The sequence below is a fragment of the Caenispirillum salinarum genome, assembly GCF_044803115.1.
Lineage (GTDB): Bacteria > Pseudomonadota > Alphaproteobacteria > Rhodospirillales > Rhodospirillaceae > Caenispirillum > Caenispirillum salinarum_A.
This window is the reverse complement of sequence record NZ_CP085224.1, coordinates 4,310,104-4,332,510: the sequence shown is the minus strand read 5'-3', so window position 1 is coordinate 4,332,510 and position 22,407 is coordinate 4,310,104. Positions and strand designations below refer to the sequence as shown.

Annotated in this window: 24 protein-coding genes; 13 read left to right on the top strand and 11 right to left on the bottom strand. The window is 70.1% G+C overall.

What is annotated here, in order from left to right:
- Positions 1–7 precede the first annotated feature (7 nt).
- Positions 8–703 carry a TIGR04283 family arsenosugar biosynthesis glycosyltransferase gene (locus tag LG334_RS19955; protein WP_404380803.1) on the top strand — a complete coding sequence of 232 codons (696 nt, stop codon included), beginning with the start codon at positions 8–10 and terminating at the stop codon, positions 701–703.
- On the top strand, positions 700–1,254 hold the full coding sequence (locus LG334_RS19950; protein WP_404380801.1) for a DUF2064 domain-containing protein: 555 nt from the start codon (positions 700–702) through the stop codon (positions 1,252–1,254). Before LG334_RS19955 ends, LG334_RS19950 begins: the two co-directional genes overlap by 4 nt.
- 112 nt (positions 1,255–1,366) lie before the next feature.
- Here the strand turns inward: LG334_RS19950 and moaB are convergent, their stop codons facing one another.
- From moaB to LG334_RS19935, 3 genes are all read right to left on the bottom strand, one after another.
- On the bottom strand, positions 1,367–1,921 hold the full coding sequence (gene moaB / locus LG334_RS19945; protein ID WP_404380799.1) for a molybdenum cofactor biosynthesis protein B: 555 nt from the start codon (positions 1,919–1,921) through the stop codon (positions 1,367–1,369).
- The gene (locus tag LG334_RS19940) at positions 1,902–3,785 is read right to left on the bottom strand and encodes a transglycosylase SLT domain-containing protein (RefSeq protein ID WP_404380797.1); all 1,884 of its coding nucleotides are present in this window, start codon (positions 3,783–3,785) and stop codon (positions 1,902–1,904) included. The genes moaB and LG334_RS19940 overlap by 20 nt, the downstream gene beginning before the upstream one ends.
- A 77-nt stretch (positions 3,786–3,862) precedes the next feature.
- On the bottom strand, positions 3,863–4,771 hold the full coding sequence (locus LG334_RS19935; RefSeq protein WP_404380795.1) for a uracil-DNA glycosylase family protein: 909 nt from the start codon (positions 4,769–4,771) through the stop codon (positions 3,863–3,865).
- Positions 4,772–4,930: 159 nt separating this feature from the next.
- Between LG334_RS19935 and LG334_RS19930 the strand changes: the two genes are divergently transcribed.
- From LG334_RS19930 to LG334_RS19920, 3 genes are all read left to right on the top strand, one after another.
- Positions 4,931–6,565, top strand: coding sequence for an electron transfer flavoprotein-ubiquinone oxidoreductase (locus LG334_RS19930; RefSeq protein ID WP_404380793.1), 1,635 nt, complete (start codon positions 4,931–4,933; stop codon positions 6,563–6,565).
- A gap of 78 nt (positions 6,566–6,643) precedes the next feature.
- Positions 6,644–8,470 (top strand): tetratricopeptide repeat protein, encoded by a 1,827-nt coding sequence (locus LG334_RS19925; protein WP_404380791.1) that lies wholly within the window; start codon positions 6,644–6,646, stop codon positions 8,468–8,470.
- 8 nt (positions 8,471–8,478) lie between these two features.
- Positions 8,479–9,369: a 4-(cytidine 5'-diphospho)-2-C-methyl-D-erythritol kinase gene (locus LG334_RS19920; RefSeq protein WP_404380789.1), complete on the top strand. Its 891-nt coding sequence runs from the start codon at positions 8,479–8,481 to the stop codon at positions 9,367–9,369.
- Here LG334_RS19920 and LG334_RS19915 read toward each other — a convergent pair.
- Together LG334_RS19915 and LG334_RS19910 are read right to left on the bottom strand one after the other, a co-directional pair.
- Positions 9,351–9,779: a DUF4112 domain-containing protein gene (locus LG334_RS19915; protein WP_404380787.1), complete on the bottom strand. Its 429-nt coding sequence runs from the start codon at positions 9,777–9,779 to the stop codon at positions 9,351–9,353. The two genes, LG334_RS19920 and LG334_RS19915, sit on opposite strands and share 19 nt — an antisense overlap.
- A gap of 64 nt (positions 9,780–9,843) precedes the next feature.
- Positions 9,844–10,257 (bottom strand): helix-turn-helix domain-containing protein, encoded by a 414-nt coding sequence (locus LG334_RS19910; RefSeq protein ID WP_404380785.1) that lies wholly within the window; start codon positions 10,255–10,257, stop codon positions 9,844–9,846.
- Positions 10,258–10,391: 134 nt separating this feature from the next.
- Here LG334_RS19910 and LG334_RS19905 point away from each other — a divergent pair, with 134 nt between their 5' ends.
- Positions 10,392–10,892, top strand: a complete 501-nt coding sequence (locus LG334_RS19905) for a DUF2938 domain-containing protein (RefSeq protein WP_404380783.1) — start codon at positions 10,392–10,394, stop codon at positions 10,890–10,892.
- 24 nt (positions 10,893–10,916) lie between these two features.
- Here the strand turns inward: LG334_RS19905 and LG334_RS19900 are convergent, their stop codons facing one another.
- On the bottom strand, positions 10,917–13,580 hold the full coding sequence (locus tag LG334_RS19900; protein ID WP_404380781.1) for a PAS domain S-box protein: 2,664 nt from the start codon (positions 13,578–13,580) through the stop codon (positions 10,917–10,919).
- 272 nt (positions 13,581–13,852) lie between these two features.
- Between LG334_RS19900 and LG334_RS19895 the strand changes: the two genes are divergently transcribed.
- Positions 13,853–14,368 (top strand): bacteriohemerythrin, encoded by a 516-nt coding sequence (locus LG334_RS19895; protein WP_404380779.1) that lies wholly within the window; start codon positions 13,853–13,855, stop codon positions 14,366–14,368.
- 81 nt (positions 14,369–14,449) lie between these two features.
- Positions 14,450–15,217 carry a protein phosphatase CheZ gene (locus tag LG334_RS19890; protein ID WP_404380777.1) on the top strand — a complete coding sequence of 256 codons (768 nt, stop codon included), beginning with the start codon at positions 14,450–14,452 and terminating at the stop codon, positions 15,215–15,217.
- 12 nt (positions 15,218–15,229) lie between these two features.
- On the opposite strand, the gene LG334_RS19885 is transcribed toward LG334_RS19890, so the two are convergent.
- The 4 genes from LG334_RS19885 to LG334_RS19870 form a co-directional block, all read right to left on the bottom strand.
- Complete coding sequence (locus tag LG334_RS19885) at positions 15,230–15,541, bottom strand: hypothetical protein (RefSeq protein WP_404380775.1); 312 nt, start codon at positions 15,539–15,541, stop codon at positions 15,230–15,232.
- 144 nt (positions 15,542–15,685) lie between these two features.
- Positions 15,686–16,180, bottom strand: coding sequence for a hypothetical protein (locus tag LG334_RS19880; RefSeq protein ID WP_404380773.1), 495 nt, complete (start codon positions 16,178–16,180; stop codon positions 15,686–15,688).
- Positions 16,181–16,273: 93 nt separating this feature from the next.
- Positions 16,274–17,209, bottom strand: a complete 936-nt coding sequence (locus LG334_RS19875) for a 2-hydroxyacid dehydrogenase (RefSeq protein ID WP_404380771.1) — start codon at positions 17,207–17,209, stop codon at positions 16,274–16,276.
- Entirely contained in the window at positions 17,206–17,718 is a 513-nt protein-coding gene (locus tag LG334_RS19870) for an acyl-CoA thioesterase (protein ID WP_404380769.1), read from the bottom strand. The genes LG334_RS19875 and LG334_RS19870 overlap by 4 nt, the downstream gene beginning before the upstream one ends.
- A gap of 238 nt (positions 17,719–17,956) precedes the next feature.
- Between LG334_RS19870 and LG334_RS19865 the strand changes: the two genes are divergently transcribed.
- The 5 genes from LG334_RS19865 (at position 17,957) to LG334_RS19845 (ending at position 21,433) form a co-directional block, all read left to right on the top strand.
- The gene (locus tag LG334_RS19865; RefSeq protein ID WP_404380767.1) at positions 17,957–18,307 is read left to right on the top strand and encodes a RidA family protein; all 351 of its coding nucleotides are present in this window, start codon (positions 17,957–17,959) and stop codon (positions 18,305–18,307) included.
- A gap of 174 nt (positions 18,308–18,481) precedes the next feature.
- Entirely contained in the window at positions 18,482–19,417 is a 936-nt protein-coding gene (locus tag LG334_RS19860) for a PRC-barrel domain-containing protein (protein WP_404380765.1), read from the top strand.
- Positions 19,418–19,560: 143 nt separating this feature from the next.
- Positions 19,561–19,860, top strand: coding sequence for a hypothetical protein (locus LG334_RS19855; protein WP_404380763.1), 300 nt, complete (start codon positions 19,561–19,563; stop codon positions 19,858–19,860).
- Between the two features lie 191 nt (positions 19,861–20,051).
- Complete coding sequence (locus LG334_RS19850; RefSeq protein ID WP_404380761.1) at positions 20,052–20,462, top strand: hypothetical protein; 411 nt, start codon at positions 20,052–20,054, stop codon at positions 20,460–20,462.
- Positions 20,459–21,433: a hypothetical protein gene (locus tag LG334_RS19845; RefSeq protein WP_404380759.1), complete on the top strand. Its 975-nt coding sequence runs from the start codon at positions 20,459–20,461 to the stop codon at positions 21,431–21,433. Before LG334_RS19850 ends, LG334_RS19845 begins: the two co-directional genes overlap by 4 nt.
- 12 nt (positions 21,434–21,445) lie before the next feature.
- Here LG334_RS19845 and LG334_RS19840 read toward each other — a convergent pair whose 3' ends face one another.
- Positions 21,446–22,375, bottom strand: a complete 930-nt coding sequence (locus LG334_RS19840) for a glutathione S-transferase family protein (protein WP_404380757.1) — start codon at positions 22,373–22,375, stop codon at positions 21,446–21,448.
- Positions 22,376–22,407: the final 32 nt, after the last annotated feature.

The window sequence follows — 22,407 nt, the reverse complement described above, 5'->3', positions numbered from 1 at the left end:
GTCTGCCATGAGCCCGCCCTACGATCCGCCGCGTCTGTCCGTCGTCATCCCGACGTTGAACGCAGCCGCCACGCTGCCCGCCACACTGGCGCCGCTGGGCGAGGCCGGTGCGGCGGCCGAGGTCATCGTTGCCGACGGCGGTTCCATCGACGGCACACCGGATCTGGCGCCCCGCGCCGTCAGCGCACCCCGCGGGCGGGGCCCGCAACTGGCGGCCGGCGGGGCGGTCGCGCGCGGCGAGTGGCTGCTGTTCCTGCACGCCGACACGCGCCTCGCCGCCGGTTGGTGGGCGGAGGTGCAGGACCATATGCGGCGCCGCCCGGACATGGCGGCGGCCTTCCGTTTCGCGTTGGACGATCCGGCCCCCCAGGCGCGCCGGGTCGAGCGGCTGGTGGCCTGGCGCTGCCGGCGCCTGGGCCTGCCCTACGGCGACCAGGGACTGCTCATTCCCGCGGCGCTGTACGAGGCCGTCGGGGGCTATCGGCCGCTGCCGCTGATGGAGGACGTGGATCTTGTCCGCCGCCTGGGCCGGGGCCGCATCGCGCTGCTGAAGACCGCCGCCGTCACCTCTGCCATCCGCTACCGGCGCGATGGCTGGACGGCGCGTCCGGCGCGCAACCTGACATGCCTGGCGCTGTGGTGGCTCGGTGTCCCGGCCGAGCGGGTGGCTGCGCTCTACCGGGGACGGGGCGCGCGGTCATGAGGGCGCGGCAGACGCTGATCGTATTGGCCAAGCGCCCGGTGCTCGGCCGGGTGAAGACGCGGCTGGCCGCCGGCATCGGCCCGGTGGCGGCGACCGCCTTTTATCGCCGCACCCTGGCGCGCACCCTGCGCATGCTGGGCGATGATCCGCGCTGGTGTACGGTGGTCGCCGTCTCGCCGGACACCTGGCGCCCGCGCGGCTGGCAGGTCCTGCCCCAGGGCCGCGGAGACCTGGGCGCCCGCATGGCGCGCTGCCTGAATGCCGTTCCGTCGGGGCCGGCGGTGCTGATCGGCGCCGACATACCCGGCGTGATGCCCGCCCACATCGCCCGCGCCTTCGCGCTGCTCCGCCGGCACCCTTACGTGCTCGGTCCCGCCTCGGACGGCGGATACTGGCTCATCGGGGCCCGCAAGCCGGTGCCGCCGCTGGCGCCGGTGCGCTGGTCCTCGGCCCACGCGCTGACCGACACGGCAAGGCTGCTGCCGGGCGTCGCGCTGGGCGACACGCTCGACGATGTGGACGAGGCCGCGGATCTTCGCAAAGGCTTGTAGACAGGCCAGCCTCGACCACAAGCGTATCGGGTTGCGGCGCGTTCGCCACCCGTCTCCAGCCGCCGGGAGCGTCCGCCGTGCCGACCGGCTGACGGCGGCGCAGGCGGCGGCTTTACAGCACGCCGCGGGTGTCCTTCAGATGCTCCTGCAGGCGCGGCATCAGCTCCACGAAGTTGCAGGGCCGGAAGCGGCTGTCCAGTTGCTGGTGGAGGATGCCGTCCCAGGCGTCCTTGCAGGCGCCGGTGGATCCCGGCAGGGCGAACAGGTAGGTGCCGCGGGCGACGCCGGCGGTGGCGCGGCTCTGGATCGTCGAGGTGCCGATCTTCTGGTAGCTCTGCCAGCGGAACAGCTCGCCGAAGCCGGGGATCGCCTTCTCGTACAGGCCCTCGAAGGCTTCCGGCGTGACGTCGCGCCCGGTCACGCCCGTGCCGCCGGTGGCGATGACGCAGTCCACGTCCTCGCGGTCGATCCAGCCCGAGACGACGGCGCGGATGGCCTCGACATCATCCTTGACGATCTGGCGGTCGGCCAGGGTGTGGCCGTCGGCTTCCAGCCGGTCGACCAGCGTCTGGCCGGAACGGTCCTCTTCCATGGAACGGGTGTCGGAGACCGTCAGCACCGCGATGCGGACGGGAACGAAGGGGCGGTCACCGGTGATCTTGGACATGCTTGGCCTCTGCCGTCTGTGGGTCTTGTCGGTCGGCCGCAGTATAGAGCGGCCAGTCGCCCGCGACCACCGCATCCAGCGATCGCAGGGGCTGGCCCAGCCGGTGGCGATAGATCCAGAAGTTGGACAGCACGCGCTCCACGAACACGCGGGTCTGGCGGCTGGGGATGGCCTCGATGAACAGCAGCGGGTCGTCCATGTGGCGCTCGCGCGCCTTCCACTTCATCAGGTTGCCCGGCCCGGCGTTGTAGGACACGGCGACGAAGAAAAGGTTGTTGCCGACTTCGGGCTCTTCCATCAGGCGGTCGATGTAGGCCTGTCCCAGCGCCAGGTTCACCGCCGGGTCGTGGATGGAGCCCGCCTCGGCCGGGATGCCCGCGTGGCGGCGCATGAGCTGCGCGGTCGTTGGCATCAACTGCATCAGCCCGCGCGCGCCGGCCCAACTGCGGGCGCCCGGATTGAAGCCGCTTTCCTGGCGGATGAAGGCGTGGACCAGCGCGCGGTCCACCACCCAGCCGTCCATGGGCTTCCACGGGCCCAGAGGATAGCGCGCGGCCACGTCCAGTCGCGGGCCGGTCAGCGTCTCGGGAAAGCGCTTGGAGCGCACGAAGCCGAGCCGCATGGCGAGCGAGGGCAGGGCGGCGACGTCGGCCAGGGCCTCGATCGCGTGGGCAAGGTCCGGGTCCGCGCCGGGGTAGAGGTGGCGCAGTTCCGCCTCCGCCAGGTCGCGCCGGCCAACCTGCACCAGCGCCATGGCGCGGCGGCCGGCGGGTTCGGCATCCAGGCGGGCGAACTCCTCGGGGTCCAGCAGTTCGTCGCGCCAGCGGAAGGGCAGCGGCAGGCCGAGCGCCCGCCGGGCGAGCAGGCCGTAGAACGTGTGGTGCGCCTCCGCCGCCGTCGCCAGCAGGCCGGAGACCTTTTCGGGCTGGCGCGTGCGCAGGTAGGCGCGCGCCGCCCAGTAGGCGCCCGCCGCCCGCAGCCAAGGCGAGGCACTTTCCGAGCCGGCCAGGCGCTCGAACCACTTGGCGGAGGTCGCAAGGTCGCCCTGCCGCCAGGTGGCGAGGCCGGCCGTCCACAGGCCTTCCGGCGCGCGGTCGCCCGAGCCCTCAACGGCCATGGTGGCCCATTTCATGGCGTGGTCGTCCATGCCGTCAATGAAGTAGGCATAGCCGAGCGCGGCGCGCATGCGGTCGTGGTCCAGCTTGGTCAGCAGGCGGATGGCGTCGTCGTCGGTGACCACCAGCTTGGCGTTGAGCGTCGCGCCCCGGCCGATCCACTTGCGGAAGGCGCGCCACAGGCCGATGGCGATCTTGCGGTCGCGCGCACCCAGGTGGCGGTAGTCGTCGCGCGGCAGCCAGGCGTGATGCTCCGCCCCGCCCGCCCCGGTCAGCGGAGTCGACAGGCGCGGACGCTCGACCGGGCCGTCGCCGCGCTGGCGGGCGAGCGCATGGATGCGGTCGGCCCCCGGATGGTCGGCGTACCCCGCCATCCATGCCTGAAGCTCGGCGAACCGGCTGCGCCAGGCGGTGGGGTGCATGTATCGCTGGAACAGCACGTGGCCCATGAGGATGTCGTCGCCGACCTGGCCGATGAGCGCGTCGGCCTTGTTCATCTCGCCGGCGTCCTGCAGGGCGAAGATGCGGCGGTAGAGGGCGACGTCCTCCTCCCCCAGCACTGTCGGCGCCTGTCTGGCCTCCGCTCCGGCCGGATGGTCCGCCGCTGCCGCCGGCGGGTGCGGCGCAGGCACCATGGCCGTCTCCCCCGCCGCCGGCGCGGACAGGGCCGGGACAAGCAGGCTGAGGGCCAGGGCGCCCGCCGTCAGGCGGCGGCGCCGGCGCGGGCGCGGCAAGTCTTCACAAGTCATGGCGAATGCTTATATCGAAAGGAGTAAAATACCTCAACCCCGATACTGGGTGGGGCAGAGGTTGACCGGCCCGCTCACTACTGTGCGGCGCCCAACTCGCGCAGGCGTTCGCGCAGAAGCAGCAGGTCGCGCCAAGCCAGTTTCTTCATCTGAGGGCTGCGCAGCAGATAGGCCGGATGGAACGACGCGATGGCCGGCACGGCCGCCGGCAGGTTGGGAGAGGCGTACTCGAACCACCGGCCGCGCAGGCGGGTGATCCCCTCCGTCCGGTCCAGCAGGCTCTGCGCCGACAGGCCGCCGACCATGAGGATGGCCTTGGGCGCGGTTAATTCCACATGCCGGCGGATGAAGGGCAGGCACATGCCAACTTCCTGCGGCGTCGGCTTGCGGTTGCCGGGGGGGCGCCAGGGAATGACGTTGGTGATGTAGAAGGTCGTCCGGTCGAAGCCTATGGACGCCAGCATGCGGTCCAGCAACTGCCCGCTGGCGCCGACGAAGGGTTTGCCCTGTCGGTCCTCCTCCGCCCCCGGCGCCTCGCCGATCACCATCAGGTCGGCGTCGGGATTGCCGTCGGAAAAGACCGTGTTGGTGGCCGTGACTTTCAGCGGGCAGCTCTCGAACGCCTCCACGGCGGCGCGCAGGTCGTCGAGCGTCTGTGCCTCGGCGGCCATGCGGGCGGCGGAGCGAAGGGTTTCCCCCGCCCGGTCCCCCGGCCCGCGCGCCACCGACGGCGAGACCGGATGCTGCGCCGGCGGTGCCTGACGCGCGGGGGCGGCCCGGCCTGCGGGGCCTGCGCTTTCGGGGCGGGCGGCGGGGGCCTGCTTGCGCCGTGCCTCGGCCTCGGCCAGAAGCTCGGCCGACAGGTGGAAGCGGTCGACCGGCGCCTCCAGGATGCACTCGTCCACGCCCGCGTCGGCGTACCAGCGCAGGATGGCTTCGGGCGAGAGATCCAGGTCCATGGGGTCGGGGCGGGCGGTCTCGGTCATGGCCGTTTGCATACCACGACCGCGCGGGCGAATACAGATGGCGCCGCCCCAATGCGCGCGATCGTTGGATACAGTGGGACGCTGTGTGCTATAAGGCGTTCCACGGGAACGGGAAGCCTCTTCCGCGCAAGAGCGGGCCGCACGAATTTGGAGTGAAGGATGGAACGGGAATCGATGGAATTCGACGTCGTGGTCGTCGGTGCCGGCCCTGCCGGCCTCTCGGCCGCGATTCGGCTGCGCCAGCTCGCGATGGAGAACGACAAGGAGTGCAGCGTCTGCGTCATCGAGAAGGGGTCCGAGGTCGGGGCGCACATCCTGTCGGGCGCCGTGGTCGAGACCCGGGCCCTGGACGAACTGATCCCCGACTGGAAGGACAAGGGCGCGCCGCTGACGGTCGAGGCCAAGGACGACAGCTTCCTTTTCCTGACCGAGGGCAAGGCGACCAAGCTGCCGACGCCGCCGCAGATGCACAACCACGGCAACTACATCGTGTCGCTGGGCAACGTCTGCCGCTGGCTTGGCGAGCAGGCCGAGGCGCTGGAGGTGGAGGTCTACCCCGGCTTCGCCGCCGCCGAGGTGCTGTATAACGACGACGGCTCGGTCAAGGGCGTCGCCACCGGCGACATGGGCATCTCCAAGTCCGGCGAGAAGACCGCCAACTACGAGCCGGGCGTGGAGCTTCACGCCAAGTACACCATCTTCGCGGAAGGCTGCCGCGGCAGCCTGACCAAGACGCTGTTCGACAAGTTCGACCTGCGCAAGGACTGCGACCCCCAGACCTACGGCATCGGCATCAAGGAGCTGTGGGAGATTTCGCCGGAGAAGTCCAAGCCGGGCAGCGTGGTGCACACCATCGGCTGGCCGCTGGACAGCCACACCTACGGCGGGTCGTTCATCTATCACCTGGACAACAACCAACTCGCCATCGGCTTCGTGGTCGGCCTGGACTACCAGAACCCGCACCTGTCGCCCTTCGACGAGTTCCAGCGCTTCAAGCACCACCCGGCCATCAAGACCCTGCTGGAAGGCGGCCGCCGCGTCTCCTACGGCGCCCGTGCGCTGACCGAGGGCGGCGTGCAGTCCCTGCCCAAGCTGACCTTCCCCGGCGGCGTCCTGGTGGGCGACACGGCGGGCTTCCTGAACGTGCCCAAGATCAAGGGCACCCACACCTGCATGAAGTCCGCCATGCTGGCCGCCGACAGCATCTTCGCCGAACTGGGCAAGGACGAGCCGGCGCGCGAGGTCACCAGCTACACCACCGCCGTGAAGAACAGCTGGGTGTGGGATGAACTCTACAAGGTGCGCAACGTGCGCCCGTCCTTCCACAAGGGCCTGTGGTACGCGCTGGCCTATTCGGCGCTGGACACCTACCTGTTCCGCGGCAAGGCACCCTGGACCTTCAAGAACCGCGCCGACCACTCGGCGCTGAAGAAGGCCGGCGAGTGCCCGAAGATCGAGTACCCCAAGCCGGACGGCGTCATCAGCTTCGACAAGCTGTCCTCGGTGTTCATCTCCAACACCAACCACGCCGAGGACCAGCCGGTCCACCTGACGCTGAAGAACGACAGCGTGCCGACCTCCACCAACCTGCCGGACTACGACGGGCCGGAGCAGCGTTACTGCCCCGCCGGCGTCTACGAGTACGTGGAGGACGAGGACAAGGGCGGCCAGCGCCTGCAGATCAACGCGCAGAACTGCGTGCACTGCAAGACCTGCGACATCAAGGACCCCACCCAGAACATCAATTGGGTGGTGCCGCAGGGTGGTGACGGCCCCAACTACCCCAATATGTAAGGTGATCCGCCGGTTGCCGTCCCGCTTTTCCGGCGCGGGGCGGCGACCGGTCCGCCGACTGCTGATTGAAGGATTTGCATGACCTTCAGCCCCCTGCCGCACCGCCTTTTCCGCTCCACGGCGCTGGCCGTGGTGTTGACGCTTTCTGCCGCCGGCTGCGCGAGCGCCGGGGCGGAGGGAGAGGCCCCTGCGCCGCGCACCGCCGCCACCAAATCCGGCGAGGGCCGCGTGCTCGACCTGCGGGCCTGGGGCCTGGGCAAGGTGCGCGAGGCTGCGCCGCTGACGCCCGGCCCGGCCGCCGCCGGCAAGTACCTGGCCGCGCGCCAGGCCCAGCGCGAGAGCGATACCCGCGCCGCCGCGGACTATTTCGAGCAGGCACTGAAGGGCGATCCCGACAACCCGACGCTTCTGCGCCGGGCCTTCTTCTACATGATTGCCGAGGGCCGCGTCGAAGACGCGGTCCCGCTGGCCCGCCGGACGCTGGAGCTTGAGCCCGACAGCGGCGTGGCGCCGCTGGTCCTTGCCGTGTCCGCGATGGCCGACGGGCGTGCCCGGGCGGCGGAGGAAACCATTGCCCGCACCGATCCGCGCGGGCTGAATTCCTTCATGGCGCCGCTGGTACGCGCGTGGACGCTGGCCGCCCAGGACCGGCCCGCGGACGCCCTGGCGGCGCTGGAGCCGCTGGCGCAGCAGCCGCAGTTCCTCGACCTGCACGCCCTGCACGCGGCGCTGATCGCCGATCTGGGCGGACTGGAGGCAGAGGCCGCTACCCATTACGAAGCGCTGCTGGACGACGCACCGGACCTCTCGCTGCGCGCCATGCAGGCCGGGATTTCCTGGCTGCGCCGCACCGGGCAGGAAGACCGCGCGACCAACCTGATCGATGCCTACAACGCCCAGATGGCATCCTCGGGGCTGCTGAACGCGGCGGTGGAGGACATGCGCGCCGGTGCCGCGGCAGAGCCCATCGTCGGCACGGCGCGCGAGGGCATGGCGGAGGCCTTCTATGGCGCCGCCTCGACGCTGACCCAGGGCAACGCGCTGGATACCGGGCTGGTGTTCGCCCGCCTGGCAGAGCACTTGGACCCGGACCTGGACCTGTCGGACCTGCTGATCGGCGACGTGCTGACGCGCATGGACCGCCTGGAGGAGGCCAACCGGGCCTATGCCCTGGTGGAGCCCGGCGAGATCGGCTGGTACACCGCGCGCCTGCGCATGGCCGACAACCGCGAGCGCATGGGCGACCTGGACGGGGCGGAGGCGCTGCTGGAACAGGTGGCGAAAACGCATCCCGATCGCGCCGAGCCGCTGGTGGTGCTGGGCGACATCCTGCGCCGCAACGAGCGCTGGGACAGGGCCACCGAGGCTTACGACCGGGCGCTGGAGCGCGCCGGCGAGATCGGGCCGGAGCACTGGGCCTGGCTCTACAGCCGCGGCATCACGCACGAGCGCGCCGGCCGCTGGGAGCAGGCGGAAGACGACTTCCTGAAAGCTCTGGAACTGGAGCCGGGGCAGCCCTTCGTGCTCAACTACCTGGGCTATTCCTGGATCGACCGCGGCGAGAACCTGGAGCGCGGCCGCGAGATGATCGAGGAGGCCGTCGCCCAGCGGCCGCGCGACGGCTACATCGTCGACAGCCTGGGCTGGGTCTACTACCTGCTGGGCAACTACACCGACGCCGTGCGCCACCTGGAGCGGGCGGTGGAGCTGTCGCCCAACGACCCCACCATCAACGACCACCTGGGCGACGCCTACTGGCGCGTCGGCCGGCGCAACGAAGCCCGCTTCCAGTGGCGCCGGGCGCTCGACATGGGGCCGACGGAGCCGGGCCAGGCGGAAGAGCTAGAGCGCAAGATCGCCGAAGGCATGGAGCCGCGCGATCCCGCCGACGTGCCCGGTCAGTAGGTGCCGGCATGAGCCTGAGCGAGTTCGCGCCGGCCAAGGTGAACCTGACCCTGCACGTGGTGGGTAAGCGCGACGACGGCTATCACCTGCTGGACAGCCTGATGGCGTTCGCCGGCGTCGGCGACACGCTGACGGCCGAGCCGGCCGATGCCCTGTCGCTGACGGTCACCGGTCCGTTCGCCGGGGCGTTGGCGGCGGCGCTGCCCGAGGACGCGGAAAACATCATCCTGAAGGCCTCCCGCCGCTTGGCGGACGCCGCCGGCATCACGGCCGGCGCGGCGTTGACGCTGGACAAGCGCCTGCCGGTGGCGGCCGGCATCGGCGGCGGATCGGCGGACGCGGCGGCGGCGTTGCGGCTGCTCTCGCGGCTGTGGGCGGTGGACCTTCCGCGCGCCGACCTGTTCGCGCTGGCCCTGGACCTGGGCGCCGACGTGCCCGTCTGCCTGCACGGCCGGGCGGCCAACGTCTCGGGCGTGGGGGAGCGTCTGGAGGATGCGCCGGCCCTGCCGCCGGCGTGGCTTGTCCTGGCGAACCCGCTTGTCGGGGTGTCGACGCCGGCCGTCTTCAAGGCACGCCGCGGCCGCTTCAACCAGCCGGCGCCGCTGACGGAGGCCCCGGCGGATGCCCGCGCCCTGGCACAGGCGCTGTCGGTGCGCGCCAACGATTTGACCAAGGCGGCGGTGTCACTGGCGCCGGAGATCGGATCTCTGCTGGTGGACCTGGGGGCGCTGGAGGGGTGTCTGCTCGCCCGCATGTCGGGCTCCGGCGCCACCTGCTGGGGCCTGTTCGAAACCGAAGAGGCCGCCCGCGCCGGCGCCGCCCGCCTGGCCGGGACCCGGCCCGACTGGTGGGCGACGGCGGCGCCGTTGCTGTCGGAGGGTCAGGGAATCCGCCCGTAAGGGAGGTCGTCGGGCCCCACCTCGGCGCCGAGATGCCGCAATATCCGGCGCACGTTGCGGCGGTTGGCCTTGAAGCCGACGTCGATCAGGTCGCCGACCAGCGGCACCAGCCCGACGACGTAGTCCGCCCCCACCTCGGCGGCCATGCGGCCCAGCGTGCGTTTCGGGACTCCGAGCCGCCAGCCTTCGGCCACGATCCAGGCCGACAGCGCCAGCGTCGCGGTGTCCCCGATCCCCGGAATGAAGCCCAGGATGCCGTCCAGGCCGATACGCATGCCGATGCCGGGAATGCGGAAGCGGTCGTCCAGCCAATAACCCAGCGTTTGCAGCCGCTTGATGCGGCGGTTGCGGTCGTCGGCGGCGGCGGTGTCGCGCGTGGCGCTGGACCGGAAGGGCTGGGTCTCGGCCATGGGTGTCCGTTCCTGGTTTCGGCTGCGGGCTCCTGTCATCAACACCGGGAGCGGCCGCTGCGTTCTACCGCCCGCCTTTCGGCTTGCGCCGGCCGGCCGCCGCCTTCATGAGCCGCCGGAACGTCGGGCAGGCGAAATGGTCCGCCTCGGGGCAGGCGGCGGCGTGGCGCAGGCCGTCGCGCAGGGCGGCGAGGTGGCGGATCGTCCAGTCCAGGGCGTCGGCCTTGGCGGTCAGGGCGCCCCGGTCGATGCACGGCCGGCCGTCGGCGCCGAACATGGCGGCGAGTTCGTCCAGGGAGAACCCTGCCGCCTGCCCCAGCGAGATCAGCGACAGCCGCTCCAGCACGTCGGGATCGAAGATGCGCCGCAGACCGCGCCGCCCGACCGAGGCGATCAGGCCCTTCTCCTCGTAGTACCGCAGCGCCGAGGCGGGGATGCCGGAGTGTCGCGCGACCTCGGCGATATCCAGTTCTTTCACGGTTGACCTCAAGTTCACTTGAACTTGTAGCCTTCAACGATATCCGCTGAAGAGCAAGAGGGGACCACTGTCATGCCAGCCCTTCCCCCGTCGTCCGCGACCCGCGTGCCCACGTCCGCTCACGGGAGGCCGTGATGACGGCGCCGTGGAGCACCCTGCTCGATATCGCGCTGATCGGCATCGGCGCGACACTCGTTACCGACGCCTGGGCGATCCTCCAGCAGGCGTTGTTCCGCCTGCCCATGCTGAATCTGGCGCTGGTCGGGCGCTGGGTGGGGCACTTTCCGCGCGGGCGCGTCCGGCATGCCTCCATCGCGGCGGCGGAGCCCGTGCCGGGGGAGGTCGCGCTGGGCTGGATCACGCACTATGCGGTCGGCATCGCCTTCGCGGCGGTGTTGGTCACCGGCTGGGGGCCGGACTGGGTCCGCGCCCCGACGCTGCCGCCTGCCCTGATCATCGGAGTCGGCACGGTGGTATTTCCGTTCTTCGTCATGCAGCCGGCCTTCGGCCTGGGCGTGGCGGCAGCGAAGACGCCGAACCCGGCGATGGCGCGGGTCCGCAGCCTGATCACGCACCTGTCCTTCGGGATCGGACTGTATCTGGCGGGGCTGGCGGTCAGCCTGCTGCGGACGTGACCGCGCCGGCACCCGCCCAGCCCGTCAGGCGGCCGGCAGGTGCAGCGTCACGGTGGTTCCCGCGCCCGGCGTGCTGGCGATGTCCAGCGTGCCGCCGTGCATCTCCACGAATGCCTGGGTCAGCGGCAGGCCGAGGCCCGTGCCTTCGTAGCGGCGCTGCAGGCGGCTGTCGATCTGGTGGAAGGGCTTGAGGGCCTTGGGAATGTCCTCGGCCGCCATGCCGATGCCGGTGTCGGCCACCGTGATCTCCACCCAGCGGCCGCCCTTCTCGTCGCGGAAGGCGCGCGCGCCCAGGCGGACCGTGCCGCCCGAGGGCGTGAACTTGACCGCGTTGCCAAGGAGGTTGAGCAGGATCTGCTTGAGCCGCCGCGGCTCGCCCGTCACCGGCGGCAGGGCCGCGTCCACCGCCTGCTCCAGGATCAGGTCCGCCGTCTCGGCGCGCTGCGAGATGAGCCGTGCGGCGCTTTCGATCACCGCCTGCACGTCCACCGGCTCGGGCGTCAGGGTCATGTGGCCGGCCTCGATGCGCGAGACGTCGAGGATGTCGTTGATGACGTCCAGCAGGTGGCGGCCCGATTCCTCGATGTTGGCGGCGTATTCCTTGTACTGCGGCGGCGAGACCTGGCCGAACAGTTCGTGCGCGATGACCTCGGAAAATCCGATGATGGCATTGAGCGGCGTGCGCAGCTCGTGGCTCATGTTGGCGAGGAACTCGCTCTTGGCGCGGTTGGCAAGCTCCGCCTCGTCCTTGGCGCGGTGCAGGTCGCGCTCGGCCTCGCGCCGCTGGCTGACGTCGCCGATGGAGCCCGCCATGCGGTAGGCGACGCCATCCTCGCGCCGCATCGCCATGCCGCGATGGCGCACCCAGCGCGTGCGGCCGTCCACGGTGCCCACCAGCCGGTACTCCACGTTGAAGGTGGCCGTGCGGCCCTTCACGTGGTCGGCCAGCGCCTCGTGGTAGGCGGCGCGGTCGTCGGGGTGAATCAGCGCCCGCCAGTCGTAGGGGCGGCGCACCAGGCCGGGGTCGACGCCCAGCACCTCGCGCATGTGGGGGCTGAAGAACAGACGGTCGGTCGTCATGTCCCAGTCCCAGATGGCTTCGTTGGAGCCGGCGATGGCGAGCGCATAGCGCTCCTCCGACAGGCGCAGGGCGCGTTCGGCGGCCTTGCGTTCGGAGATGTCGCGCACCACGCCGGTGAACAGGCGCCGCCCGTGGACCTGCAACTCGGTCACGGCCAGTTCGATGGGGAAGGTCTCGCCGGTCTTGCGGCGGCCCTTCTCCTCGCGGCCGATGCCGATGATGCGCTTCTGCCCGGTGCGGGCGTAGTGATTCATGTAGCCGTCGTGGCGGGCGGCGTTCTCGGCGTCCATCAGCACCGAGACGTTGCGGCCGATCACCTCGTCCGCGGCGTAGCCGAAAATGCGCTCTGCGGCGGCGTTGAAGCTTTCGATGCGGCCGCGGTCGTCAATGGTGACGATGCCGTCGACGACCGTGTGCATGATGCCTTCAAGCAGGTTCTGGCGGTCGCGCAGTTCGCGGGCGGCGCGGCGTACCTCGGTCACGTCGCGGCCCACCAGCATGGCGCCCTGGCGGTTTCCGTCGTTGAACGGCATGACGGCGGCCTCGATCTCCGCCCCGGCGCCGTCCGGCGTCATGAGGCGCAGCGGCGTCCAGTCGTCGGCGGTCAGTCCGTCGGCCAGCATCGCCTCGGCGGCGTCGCGACTGTCGCGGTGCAGGAAGGCGAGCCAGCGGCGCCCGACGATGTCCTCCTCGGGCAGGGCGAGAAGCATGGCGCCGGCGGAGTTGATAAAGCTGATCCGCCCGTCGATGACGACGCAGATCAGGTCCGGCGCCATCTCGACCAATTGTCGGTAGCGCGATTCCGAATCGGCCAAGGCTTTTTGGGCGCGCTTGCGCAGCGTGATGTCGGACTGGATGCCCACCACGCCGCCGTCGGGCATGCGGGCCTCGCGCACCAGCATGCAACGGCCGTCGGCGTATTCCACCTCGCGCGGGAGGCTGGGCGCCCGGTGGTCGGCCAGTCGCGAGGCGACCCAGCCTTCGGGGTCCCTGCGGGCGGAGACGATCAGGTCGCGCGCCACCGCTTCGCGCAGGATGGTCTCGAAGGGAATGCCGGGGCGCACGACGTCCTCCATCCCCTCCAGCAGGCTCAGATAGTGGCCGTTGCACAGGACCAGCCGGTCCTCGGCGTCGAACATGACGAAGCCTTCCGTCATGCTTTCCACCGCCTGGCCCAGAAGCGCGCGGGCCGAGGCCGTGCGGCGTTCGCTGTCCACCAGGCGCGCCTCGCGCTGGCGCAGGTCGGTGATGTCGCGCAGGGTCAGGGCCCGCAGGGACCGGGCGCTGCGGCTCAGGCGCAGTTCGGCGACGCGACCGTCCGGGAAGGTGATTTCATGCGCGCCGTCGCCGGGGGCGCTGCCGCGGTCGTCGTCGGGCAGGCCGGCCACCCCGCGCGCCTTCAGCGCCCGCAGAAGCTCGGCCAGCGGCGCGCCTTCCTCCAGGTGCGCGGCGGCGGGCGAGAGCATGAGGGCGGCGCGGGCGTTGATGCTCAGCAGGCGATCCTGCCGATCGAACAGCGCGACGCCCTCGTGCAGGGCCTCCAGCACGTCCGTCAGGGCGGCGACGTGGGCGTCGTCGTGGCTCGTCCTGGTGGCGTCGTCCTTCACGCCGGTCTCTCTCCTCAGGCGGCGGGTCCCACCTTGGTCGCGTGTCGGGGCAGGGTGCCTCCACCCGCGACGTCCGAAGTCTGCACGGTCCCTAGTTAACATGGCGACAAAAAAGCGTATACGCATTATACTTCCGGCGGATCGACCATCTTGTCCGGTGCCCCTGCGGTGGTGTATCCACGGGGTGCGGTGCGCCCGGCGTGGGCGGTCCGGTCGACAGTCACGAACATGCAGACCCCCCGGCACCGCCGGCGGGGGAGGGAGATCGCCGCATGGCGCTGATTACCTGGCAGGACTCCTACAGCGTCGGGGTCGACATGATCGACGCCGATCATCAGTTGCTCGTCAGCCTCATCAACCAGCTGGATGACGCCATGACGTCGGGTGCGGGGGCCGACACCGTGGGCAGCGTGCTCAACGTGCTCATCGAGTACACCGAGACCCACTTCGGCCGCGAAGAGCTGCTGATGGAAAAGGGCGGCTATCCCGAACTGGAGCCGCACAAGAAGGAGCACGCCAAGCTGACCGGCCAGGTCCGTGCCATCGTCGACCGCTACAACGCCGGCGACATTGGCAGCGTGGACGCCGAGGTGATGGAGTTCCTCAAGAACTGGCTGACCGGCCACATCCTGGGCGTTGACCGCAAGTACACGCCCTACGTCGAGGGCCTGACGCTGACGCCGGAAGAGTTGATGGCGTCCATGAATTTCGGGCTTGAAGACGCCTCGACGGACGAGGAGGACGGCTGGGAGAAGGCGCTGGCGAGCAGCGGTTCCGGCCGCGGCTGAGCACGTCAGGGAGGCGGCGGCCAGGTGCCGCGATCAGAGGAACGACGGCCGCGTGGCGGCGTCGGCAAGGCGAGTGACACCATGACAAGAAAGCTGTTTTCCGCCGAACTGCGCCGCCTGCGCGATGCGGGCGTTGATCCGGGTCACACGGCTTCCGGCGGCGGGGGCGGCGTCTCGCGGGACGAACTGGACGCGCTGCGCGCCGACTTCAAGGCGCTGGACGCCTTCATCCGCGAGCGTCTGGGCGATCCCGAGATCGAGCAGCAGAAGGTCGAGGAACAGCTCGCCCGCGAGAGCGAGGAGATGTCGGCGCTGGAGAAGCAGCGCCAGGAAGTGGAACTCCTGAAGATGGAGATCCACGCACTGGCGAACTGCATCAACCAGACCAAGCAGGAAATCGCCCAGCTGCGCACCAACGACTCCGAGCAGGACCGCCTGATGGCGGTGGCGGGCGAGCTTGACGAGGTGGTGGGCGCCACCGAAGGGGCGACCGAATCCATCCTGGACGCGGCAGAGAAGATCGACCAGCTGGCGCAGGCCATCCAGGCGCAGGAACAGGACAGCTACATCCGCCACCAGGCCGACGAAATCACCGAGCGCGTGATGGGCATCTTCGAGGCCTGCAACTTCCAGGACATCACGGGCCAGCGCATCACCAAGGTGGTCAACACGCTGAAGTTCGTGGAGGACCGGGTGGAGCGGATGATCGAGATCTGGGGCCGCGACACCTTCGCCAGCATCGTCGTTGAACAGGACACGGGCGGCGACGACGAAAAGCGCCTGCTCAACGGCCCGCAGCTGGAAAACAGCGGCATCAGCCAGGACGAGATCGACAAGCTGTTCGACTGACGCCGCGCGGCATCACCGGCAGTCCGGCATTCCTGGGATGCACGGCTTGCGCTTCGGCACCAGCGGGTCCGTCTCTTCGCGGAAGCCCATGCGCTCGCGCTGGGTCGGCGGCCACGGCTTGGCGCCGGGCGGCGCGGGCTGCGGCGGGCGGACGTGTTCCGGCAGGGGGATGTCGGGCGGCGTGATCGTCGGGATGGCAGCGCGCGACCGCGCCGTGCCCGGTTCCTTCATCACATCGAAGATGGGCGGCGCCCGGCGCGCCGTGGCGGGATCGTCGGCGGCCTCAACCGGCGCCCCGGCCGCCGTCATGACAAGGGCGCACACGATGCCGGACAACCCGGAAGACCTGACGTGAGTCCAGTTCATCGACGTGACATGGACCGCGCCGGGGTCATGCGCAAGCGGACACGGGGCTGAGGGTCGCGGGAGCCGCCCGCCCGTGGCGGCCCGTCCCGGTCGCGAAACCGCTCACTCAACCCGCATGTCCACGTCGGGCGCCAGCGGGTCCGTCTCGGGGTCGGTGATCTCGAACTCGGGCACGTTGCCGGTTTCCGGACGGCCCAGCAGCGTGTCGTCGTCGCGGCCCGACAGCAGGTCCGACGGGCTTTCGCCGATCTGGGTTTCGTAGGGCGGCGGCGGCGTCAAGCCGTCCGCGTCGGGCTCCAGGTCCGGCGCGCCGCCGTAGTCGCCCACATCGGGGATGTCGTCGGGGTCCTCTACCGTCACCTCGTATTCCGGGGCCTCGCCCACATCCACGTCGATGGTGGTGCTGGTCGGGGCCTCCGGCGTTGTGTCGGTGATGGGCGCGTTGCGCGGAAGCGGCGTGTCCAGATCCACCCCCGGGTCCTCGTTCAGGACGTCGTAGTCGCCGGGATCGGCGGCCAGGGCTGGCGCGGACAAGGCCGTGGCGCCCAGCAGGAGAGCGGCGGCGGCGGCGGTCGTGGTGGTCGGACGGCGGGTCATGATCCATCCTCCCTTCGGCGTGGTTGCGGGGTGGTTCTCCCCCGTCAACCAATGCTCTGCCCCTCCGGTTGCCCGAACGGTAGGAGAGTGCCGCTAGTATCCGCTGGTGCGGTCCACCACGTTATAGGGCGCGCGACCGTCCTCCAGCCGCTTGATGTTATTGACGATCTGCTGGCAAGCCTCGCGCGGCAGGGTCTGCGCCGCGATGTGCGGCGTGATCAGCACGCCCGGGTGGCGGCGGAAGGGATGGTCTGCCGGCAGGGGCTCGGGGTCGAAGGCGTCCAGCAGGCAGCCGCGGATGTGGCCGTCATCCAGCGCCGCCAGCAGGTCGGCCTCCACCACATGGGCACCACGCGCCGCATTGATGAGGCAGGCCCCGCGCGGCAGCTTGCCCAGCGTGCGCGCGTTCAGGATGCCGCGTGTCTCGTCGGTCAGCGGCAGCAGGTTCACCAGGATGTCGGTGCGCGCCAGGAAGGCGTCGAACCGCTCCGCCCCCGCGAAGGCATGAACCTTGCGCAGAACCTTGGGCGAGCGGCTCCAGCCGGCGGTGTCGAAGCCGAAGGCCGTGCAGGCGTCCGCCACCTGCGCGCCCAGGGCGCCCAGCCCCAGCACGCCGACGCGGCGCTGGCCCGGCGCGACGAAGGGGCGCGGGTGCCAGGCCCCGTCCGCCTGGTCGCGGCGGTAGAGGTCCATGTCGCGATGGAAATGCAGCACGCCGTAGAGGCAGTATTCCACCATCTGGTCGCCCATGCCGGCGTCGGCCAGGCGCATGAGCGGCACGCCCTCGGGCAGGGTGGTGTCGCGCAGGATGGCATCCACGCCCGCGCCCAGATTGAAGATACCCGCCAGGTTGGGAAACCGCCCCAGCACGCCGGGCTCCGGCTGCCAGACCAGGGCGTAGCGCACGGCGGCCGGGTCGGGCACGTCGGGCCAGGTCCAGACGTCCAGGTCGGGCAGGGCCTCCGCCAGGACGGCGCGATAGGTGTCGAGAACTTCCCCGTGTTCCGCGGCGACGATGACGATGCTCATGCGCCGGCCTCCTTGGTGCTGGCGGTGGCGGCCGCAGGACTCATCAGGCTTTCCATGAAGGCGCGGATGTCATCCGGCAGGGGCAGGGCCTTGCCGGCCTTCAGGTCCGAGAGCACCACGGTTGCGGTGGCGGTGGCGATGCAGGTGTCGCCGACGAACAGGCCGTTGCCCAGCGTCACCGACTTGGTGCCGATACGCACCACCCGCGATCCGACCTCGCAGGTGCCGGGATAGTGTCCCTGGGCGCGGAAATCGATGTTCAGGTTGACGATCACCCAGTCGATGTCGCCGCCGCCGCCCAGCTTCTGGCCGCGGGCCTGGCTCAGCACCTCGACGCGGGCGCTTTCGCAGAAGACGGCAAAGGCGCAGTTGTTCAGGTGGCCCAGGGCGTCCAGGTCGTTGAAGCGAATTTTCTCCGTCGTCCAGTGGTGATAGGCCGAGCGGTCCGTGGGATCGACTGCGGAGCGGTCCGTCGAACCGACGGCATCGGGGGCGGGGGCAGCGGTCATGCGGCGTGTCCGGTGGTGGCGACAAGGGCTCAAAGCGGAGCGGCGAGCCTGCCACGGCCCCCGGCGCGGCGCAACTGTCCGCCCGGCGATCCCGTTGATGCGGATGTGCGGCCGAGCCGCCGCCCGCGCCGCCGCAACGGGCACGGGCCTTGCCCCGGCGGCGGCGGGGCGTCAGACTTGGCCGGCAAGGGCGCCATGCCGGTGCCCCCACAGGACATTTTCAAGAAAGGGATTGCTCGTGAGCATTGAACGCATCGACCCCGGACCGCGCATGAGCCAGGTCGTCATCCATGGTGACACGGTGTATCTGGCCGGGCAGGTGGCGGACGACGCAACCCTTCCCGCCGAGGGCCAGATGGAGCAGGTTCTGGCGAACGTCGACCGCCTGCTCAAGAAGGCGGGCACGGACAAGTCCAAGCTGCTGTCGGCCACCGTCTACGTCACCGACATGGCTGGCGACTTCGAGTCCATCAACAAGGTGTGGGACGCCTGGATCGACCGCACCAACCCGCCGGCCCGCGCCGCCGTGCAGGCACAACTGGCGAACAAGAAGTGGCTGGTGGAGGTGGTGGCGGTCGCCGCCCGCTGACGACCGCGGAGGCAGCGCCTCCCGCCGCACCGGCGTCGAATGGACGGGCGGCGTCTCCATTGTGGGGACGCCGCCCGTCCTTTGCCCGCATCGCGCGGGACGGTTGTCGGGAAACCGGGCTTCCTCGCGGGACGTTCGCAAGGCAAATCCACCGATGCAAAGGGGAGGAGCCTCATGAAGTTCCGCGCCATGCTTATGGCGAGCGCGCTCGCCATGCCGCTTGCCGCCGCCATGCCGGGCCTTGCCGCCGCGCAGGACCAGGACCAGGCGAACAACGGCAAGAGCTACGGCGAAAAGGCCGCCGAAAACCAGCCGGAAGAGGTTGAGGACATCCGCAACATCAACACCGGCGCGATGGAGAACCGGCTGGCCGAACAGACCAGCGTCCGCGGCGATCCCAGCTTCGCCTTTCCCGCAAGCCGAATGATCGGCAGGGACCTGGTGACCGGCAAGGACGAAGAGGTGGGCGAGATCCGGGATATCATTCTCGGCGCCGACAACACGGTGCGCGCCGTCGTCGTGGATCTGGACGGCTACGACCGGCAGGTCGGCGTGCCTTTCGAGCAGATCCGCCTGCGCACCGGCCGCGGCCCCGACGACGTGACGTTCACCAGCCGCATGTCGGCCGATGAATTGGCGGCGCTGGAGCCGTACCGGTTCGGTGACACCGCCGCCGCCATGACCGCGCCGCAGTCCGCCGCCGCCGACCTGCCGTCGGACGTGGAGACCGAGCAGGCCGGCGCGTTGAACCTGACTGCCGACCAGCAGGGCGGCGACGGCGAAATGACCACCCAGCGCCGCGACCAGGCGGAGGCCTCGGCCATGCAGGTGCCCGCCGACGCGCCCGACGCGCTGGAGCGCATCGACATGCACGTCACCACGCTGGGCGGCCGGATGGCCTCGTGGTACGAGCGCATGTCCGACGAGTGGCAGCAGGCCGACGTCTCCGATGATGTCCGCACCGAGGTGAACCGCCAGTGGACCAACGTCCGCGAGGCCTGGGGCGACGTCCGCCGCGCCAGTGCCGAGAACTGGGAGTCCGCCCGCCAGACCTTCGAGCGCGAACTGCAGGACCTGGAGAACCGGTACCAGCAGGCCGTGTCCGGCTGACGGAGGACTGTGTCCGCCGTGACGCACCTGTGGCAAAGGTGCGACAGCGGCATCCCACGCTATCGTTGCCCGGCGTTGGTGGTGTATTCCCGCGCCGGGCAACTCATGGGACAGGGCCTGGCGCCCGTTGCTGGAGGATCGATATGGGCCATCGCCTGATCCTGATCGCCGCCTTGGCGGCCCTGCCGCTGCTTTCTCCGCCCGCCATGGCGGAGGAGCCGCAGCCCGCGCCGCCGCTGGAAAGCGAGGAACAGCAGCAGGTGTCCGAGGCCCTGCGGGCGGTGGAGGACGCTTGGACAGAGCTTGAGTCCGCCACCGCCGAACGCTGGCAGTCGGCAAAGGAAACCTTCGACCAGGCGGTCATCGACCTGGAACGCACCTGGGACGAGGTCACCTCGGACGGCCCGTCGTTGTCCGATGAGGCACCCGACGGCCGGGACTGAGCCGTTTTCGGTTCTTCTGGCATCTCAGCATACCTTGTGCCCGGCCCTCGGAGGGTCGGGCATCTTTTTTTTGCCGATGGGCCTGTCGCGCATCAGGCGCGTTTGATGCAACCTGTGCCTCGTCTTTAAGATACCTCTTAAGGTGTTTCTTGTATAATATTCTCGCCAAGGAAGCCGGGGGGAGGCCTGTCATGTCGGCAGCCGGGTTGTACGGTCGCCTTTCGCGCGCCGTCATCCGCACGGTCGCGCTGGCATGGCTTTCCGGCTGTGCCGTCGTGGAGGTGACAGCGCCTGCGGGCGAGGTCGTGGCGACGGAGTGGCATCCGGGCGTGCTGGTGGTGCGGCTGGAGCCCGGCGACGGCGCCGACGCCGTGGTGGCCGAGGCGGCCGGGGCCGGCGTTCTGGCACGGCCAGGGGGCCTGAGTATCGGCGCCTGGCGCGAGACGGTGGCTGTCGTGGCGCCGGGCTGCCGACTGGTGGTCTGGCCGCGCTCCGCTGTCGAGCTTGAGGCGGTTCTGGCGCGCCTGAAGGACGTGCCGGGCCACTGCGTGATCGGGACACCGCCGGGGGGCGGGAAGACGGAGGGGGAAGACCAGCCATGACCAGGACGATGATCCGAGCGGTCCGGAGCACGCTCACGCTCGCGTTGGCGGCCGGGGCGGCCGTGCCGCTGTCGGCCTGCGCGCCCAACCAGGAGCAGCCGCTGATTTTCGTGTCGCGGGACGTCTACGGCGTATCACTGGACACATCACCGAGCGCCGCCGGGACGGTGGGGCTCACGTTGGGCTACAGCGCCGAGGACGTTTCGCTCGTGCCGGTGACGGTCATGAATGCCGCCGGAGACAAGATCTATCCGATCCGTGGCTGCTACACCACCGCCCACGGACCGGGGGTGGTTTCGTGCAGCGCGGATTCGTGGGCGGGCGACATGGCGCTTGCGGAAGAGCCGGAGGCCGAGGCGACGGATGAAGCCAACCCGGAGATCGACAACGACCAGGCCGGTCCCGGCCAGGCCCCGGCGACGAACGCCGAGGGCGCGGCCCTTCTTCCGGCGCGGCCCGCGTCGAGGACCGGGGTGCCGCAAGACGCCATGCTCATTCCCTCCCACCGGATGGCGATGACGTTTGGCCCCAGGGATCTCCGGATGGCCCTGCCTGTCGCGGATGTTCAGGTACCGGTGGGAGACGGTTCCGGGACGGTCGGGACCGTGGAGGCTGCGGCCCTCGCCACGGCTGACGAGAAAAAGCAGGTCATGCACGACTCGCTGTCGGTCTACAGCTCCTTCGACTCCGATGTGAACGCCGGCGGGCCGCAGACGCTGGGCGTCTCCCTCGGCAAGGTGTTTGCCACCGGTGTTGCGGCCCAGCAGCTTACGGAAGGCCAGAACTACTACCTGCAGTTCAAGGGCCGGACCGAGTATGCGGCGGCCGTCGCGGCCTGCATCACCGCCGCCAAGGACGGGGTTGGTGCGGCGATCTCCGCCGACATCGTGAGAGGCTGCGCCGGCCGGCCGGTCGTCGTCGCCGGGAGCCCCCCGCCGACGACTGACTCCGAAGGCCAGAACGGGAACTGACGGCGTCCGGCCTCACCCGCGCCCGTGGGGCAGGGTGAGGTCCATGGCCGGGCCCTTGGGAACGATGCCCGTCGGATTGATCATGGTGTGGCTGGCGTAATAGTGCCGCTTGATATGGTCGAGGCTCACCGTCTGGGCCACGCCCGGCACCTGGTACAACTCGCGCAGGTATCCAAGCATGTTGGGGAAGTCGGCGATGCGGTTGCGGTTGCACTTGAAGTGGCCGACGTAGACGGGATCGAACCGCACCAGGGTGGTGAACAGCCGCCAGTCGGCTTCCGTCAGCGTGTCGCCCACCACGTAGCGGTGGCGCGACAGGCGCTCCTCCACCCAGTCCAGCGCCGCGAACAGGGCGTCGTAGGCTTCCTCGTACGCCTCCTGCGTCGTGGCGAAGCCGGTCTTGTAGACGCCGTTGTTGATGGCGTCGTAAACGCGCGCGTTGACCGCGTCGATCTCCTCGCGCAAGGGCTCGGGATAGAAGTCCGGACCGCTGGCGAGGGCGCCGAAGTCGGCGTTGAGCATGCGGATCAACTCGGCGCTCTCGTTGTTGACGATGGTTTCGCGCTCGCGGTCCCACAGCACCGGAACGGTAACGCGGCCGGTGTAGTGCGGGTCGGCCTTGGTGTAGATCTCGCGCAGGTAGGACAGGCCGTAGAGCGGATCGCCGTCGTCGCCGAACTCCCAGCCGTTGTCGAGCATGAGCGGGTCGACGACGGAGACGCTGATGGCGTCCTCGAGCCCCTTCAGCGCCCGGAAGATCAGGGTGCGGTGCGCCCAGGGGCAGGCCAGCGAGACGTAGAGGTGATACCGACCCGCTTCGGCCGGAAAGCGGTCGGTGCCGACGCGGTCGCGGAATGCGCTTTCCTGGCGCTTGAAGCGACCGCCGGTGGACTTGGTGTCGTACCACTGGTCGTGCCACTGGCCGTCGATGAGCAGGCCCATGATGGTCTCCTGTGTCGCAGGACGGAGGCGGC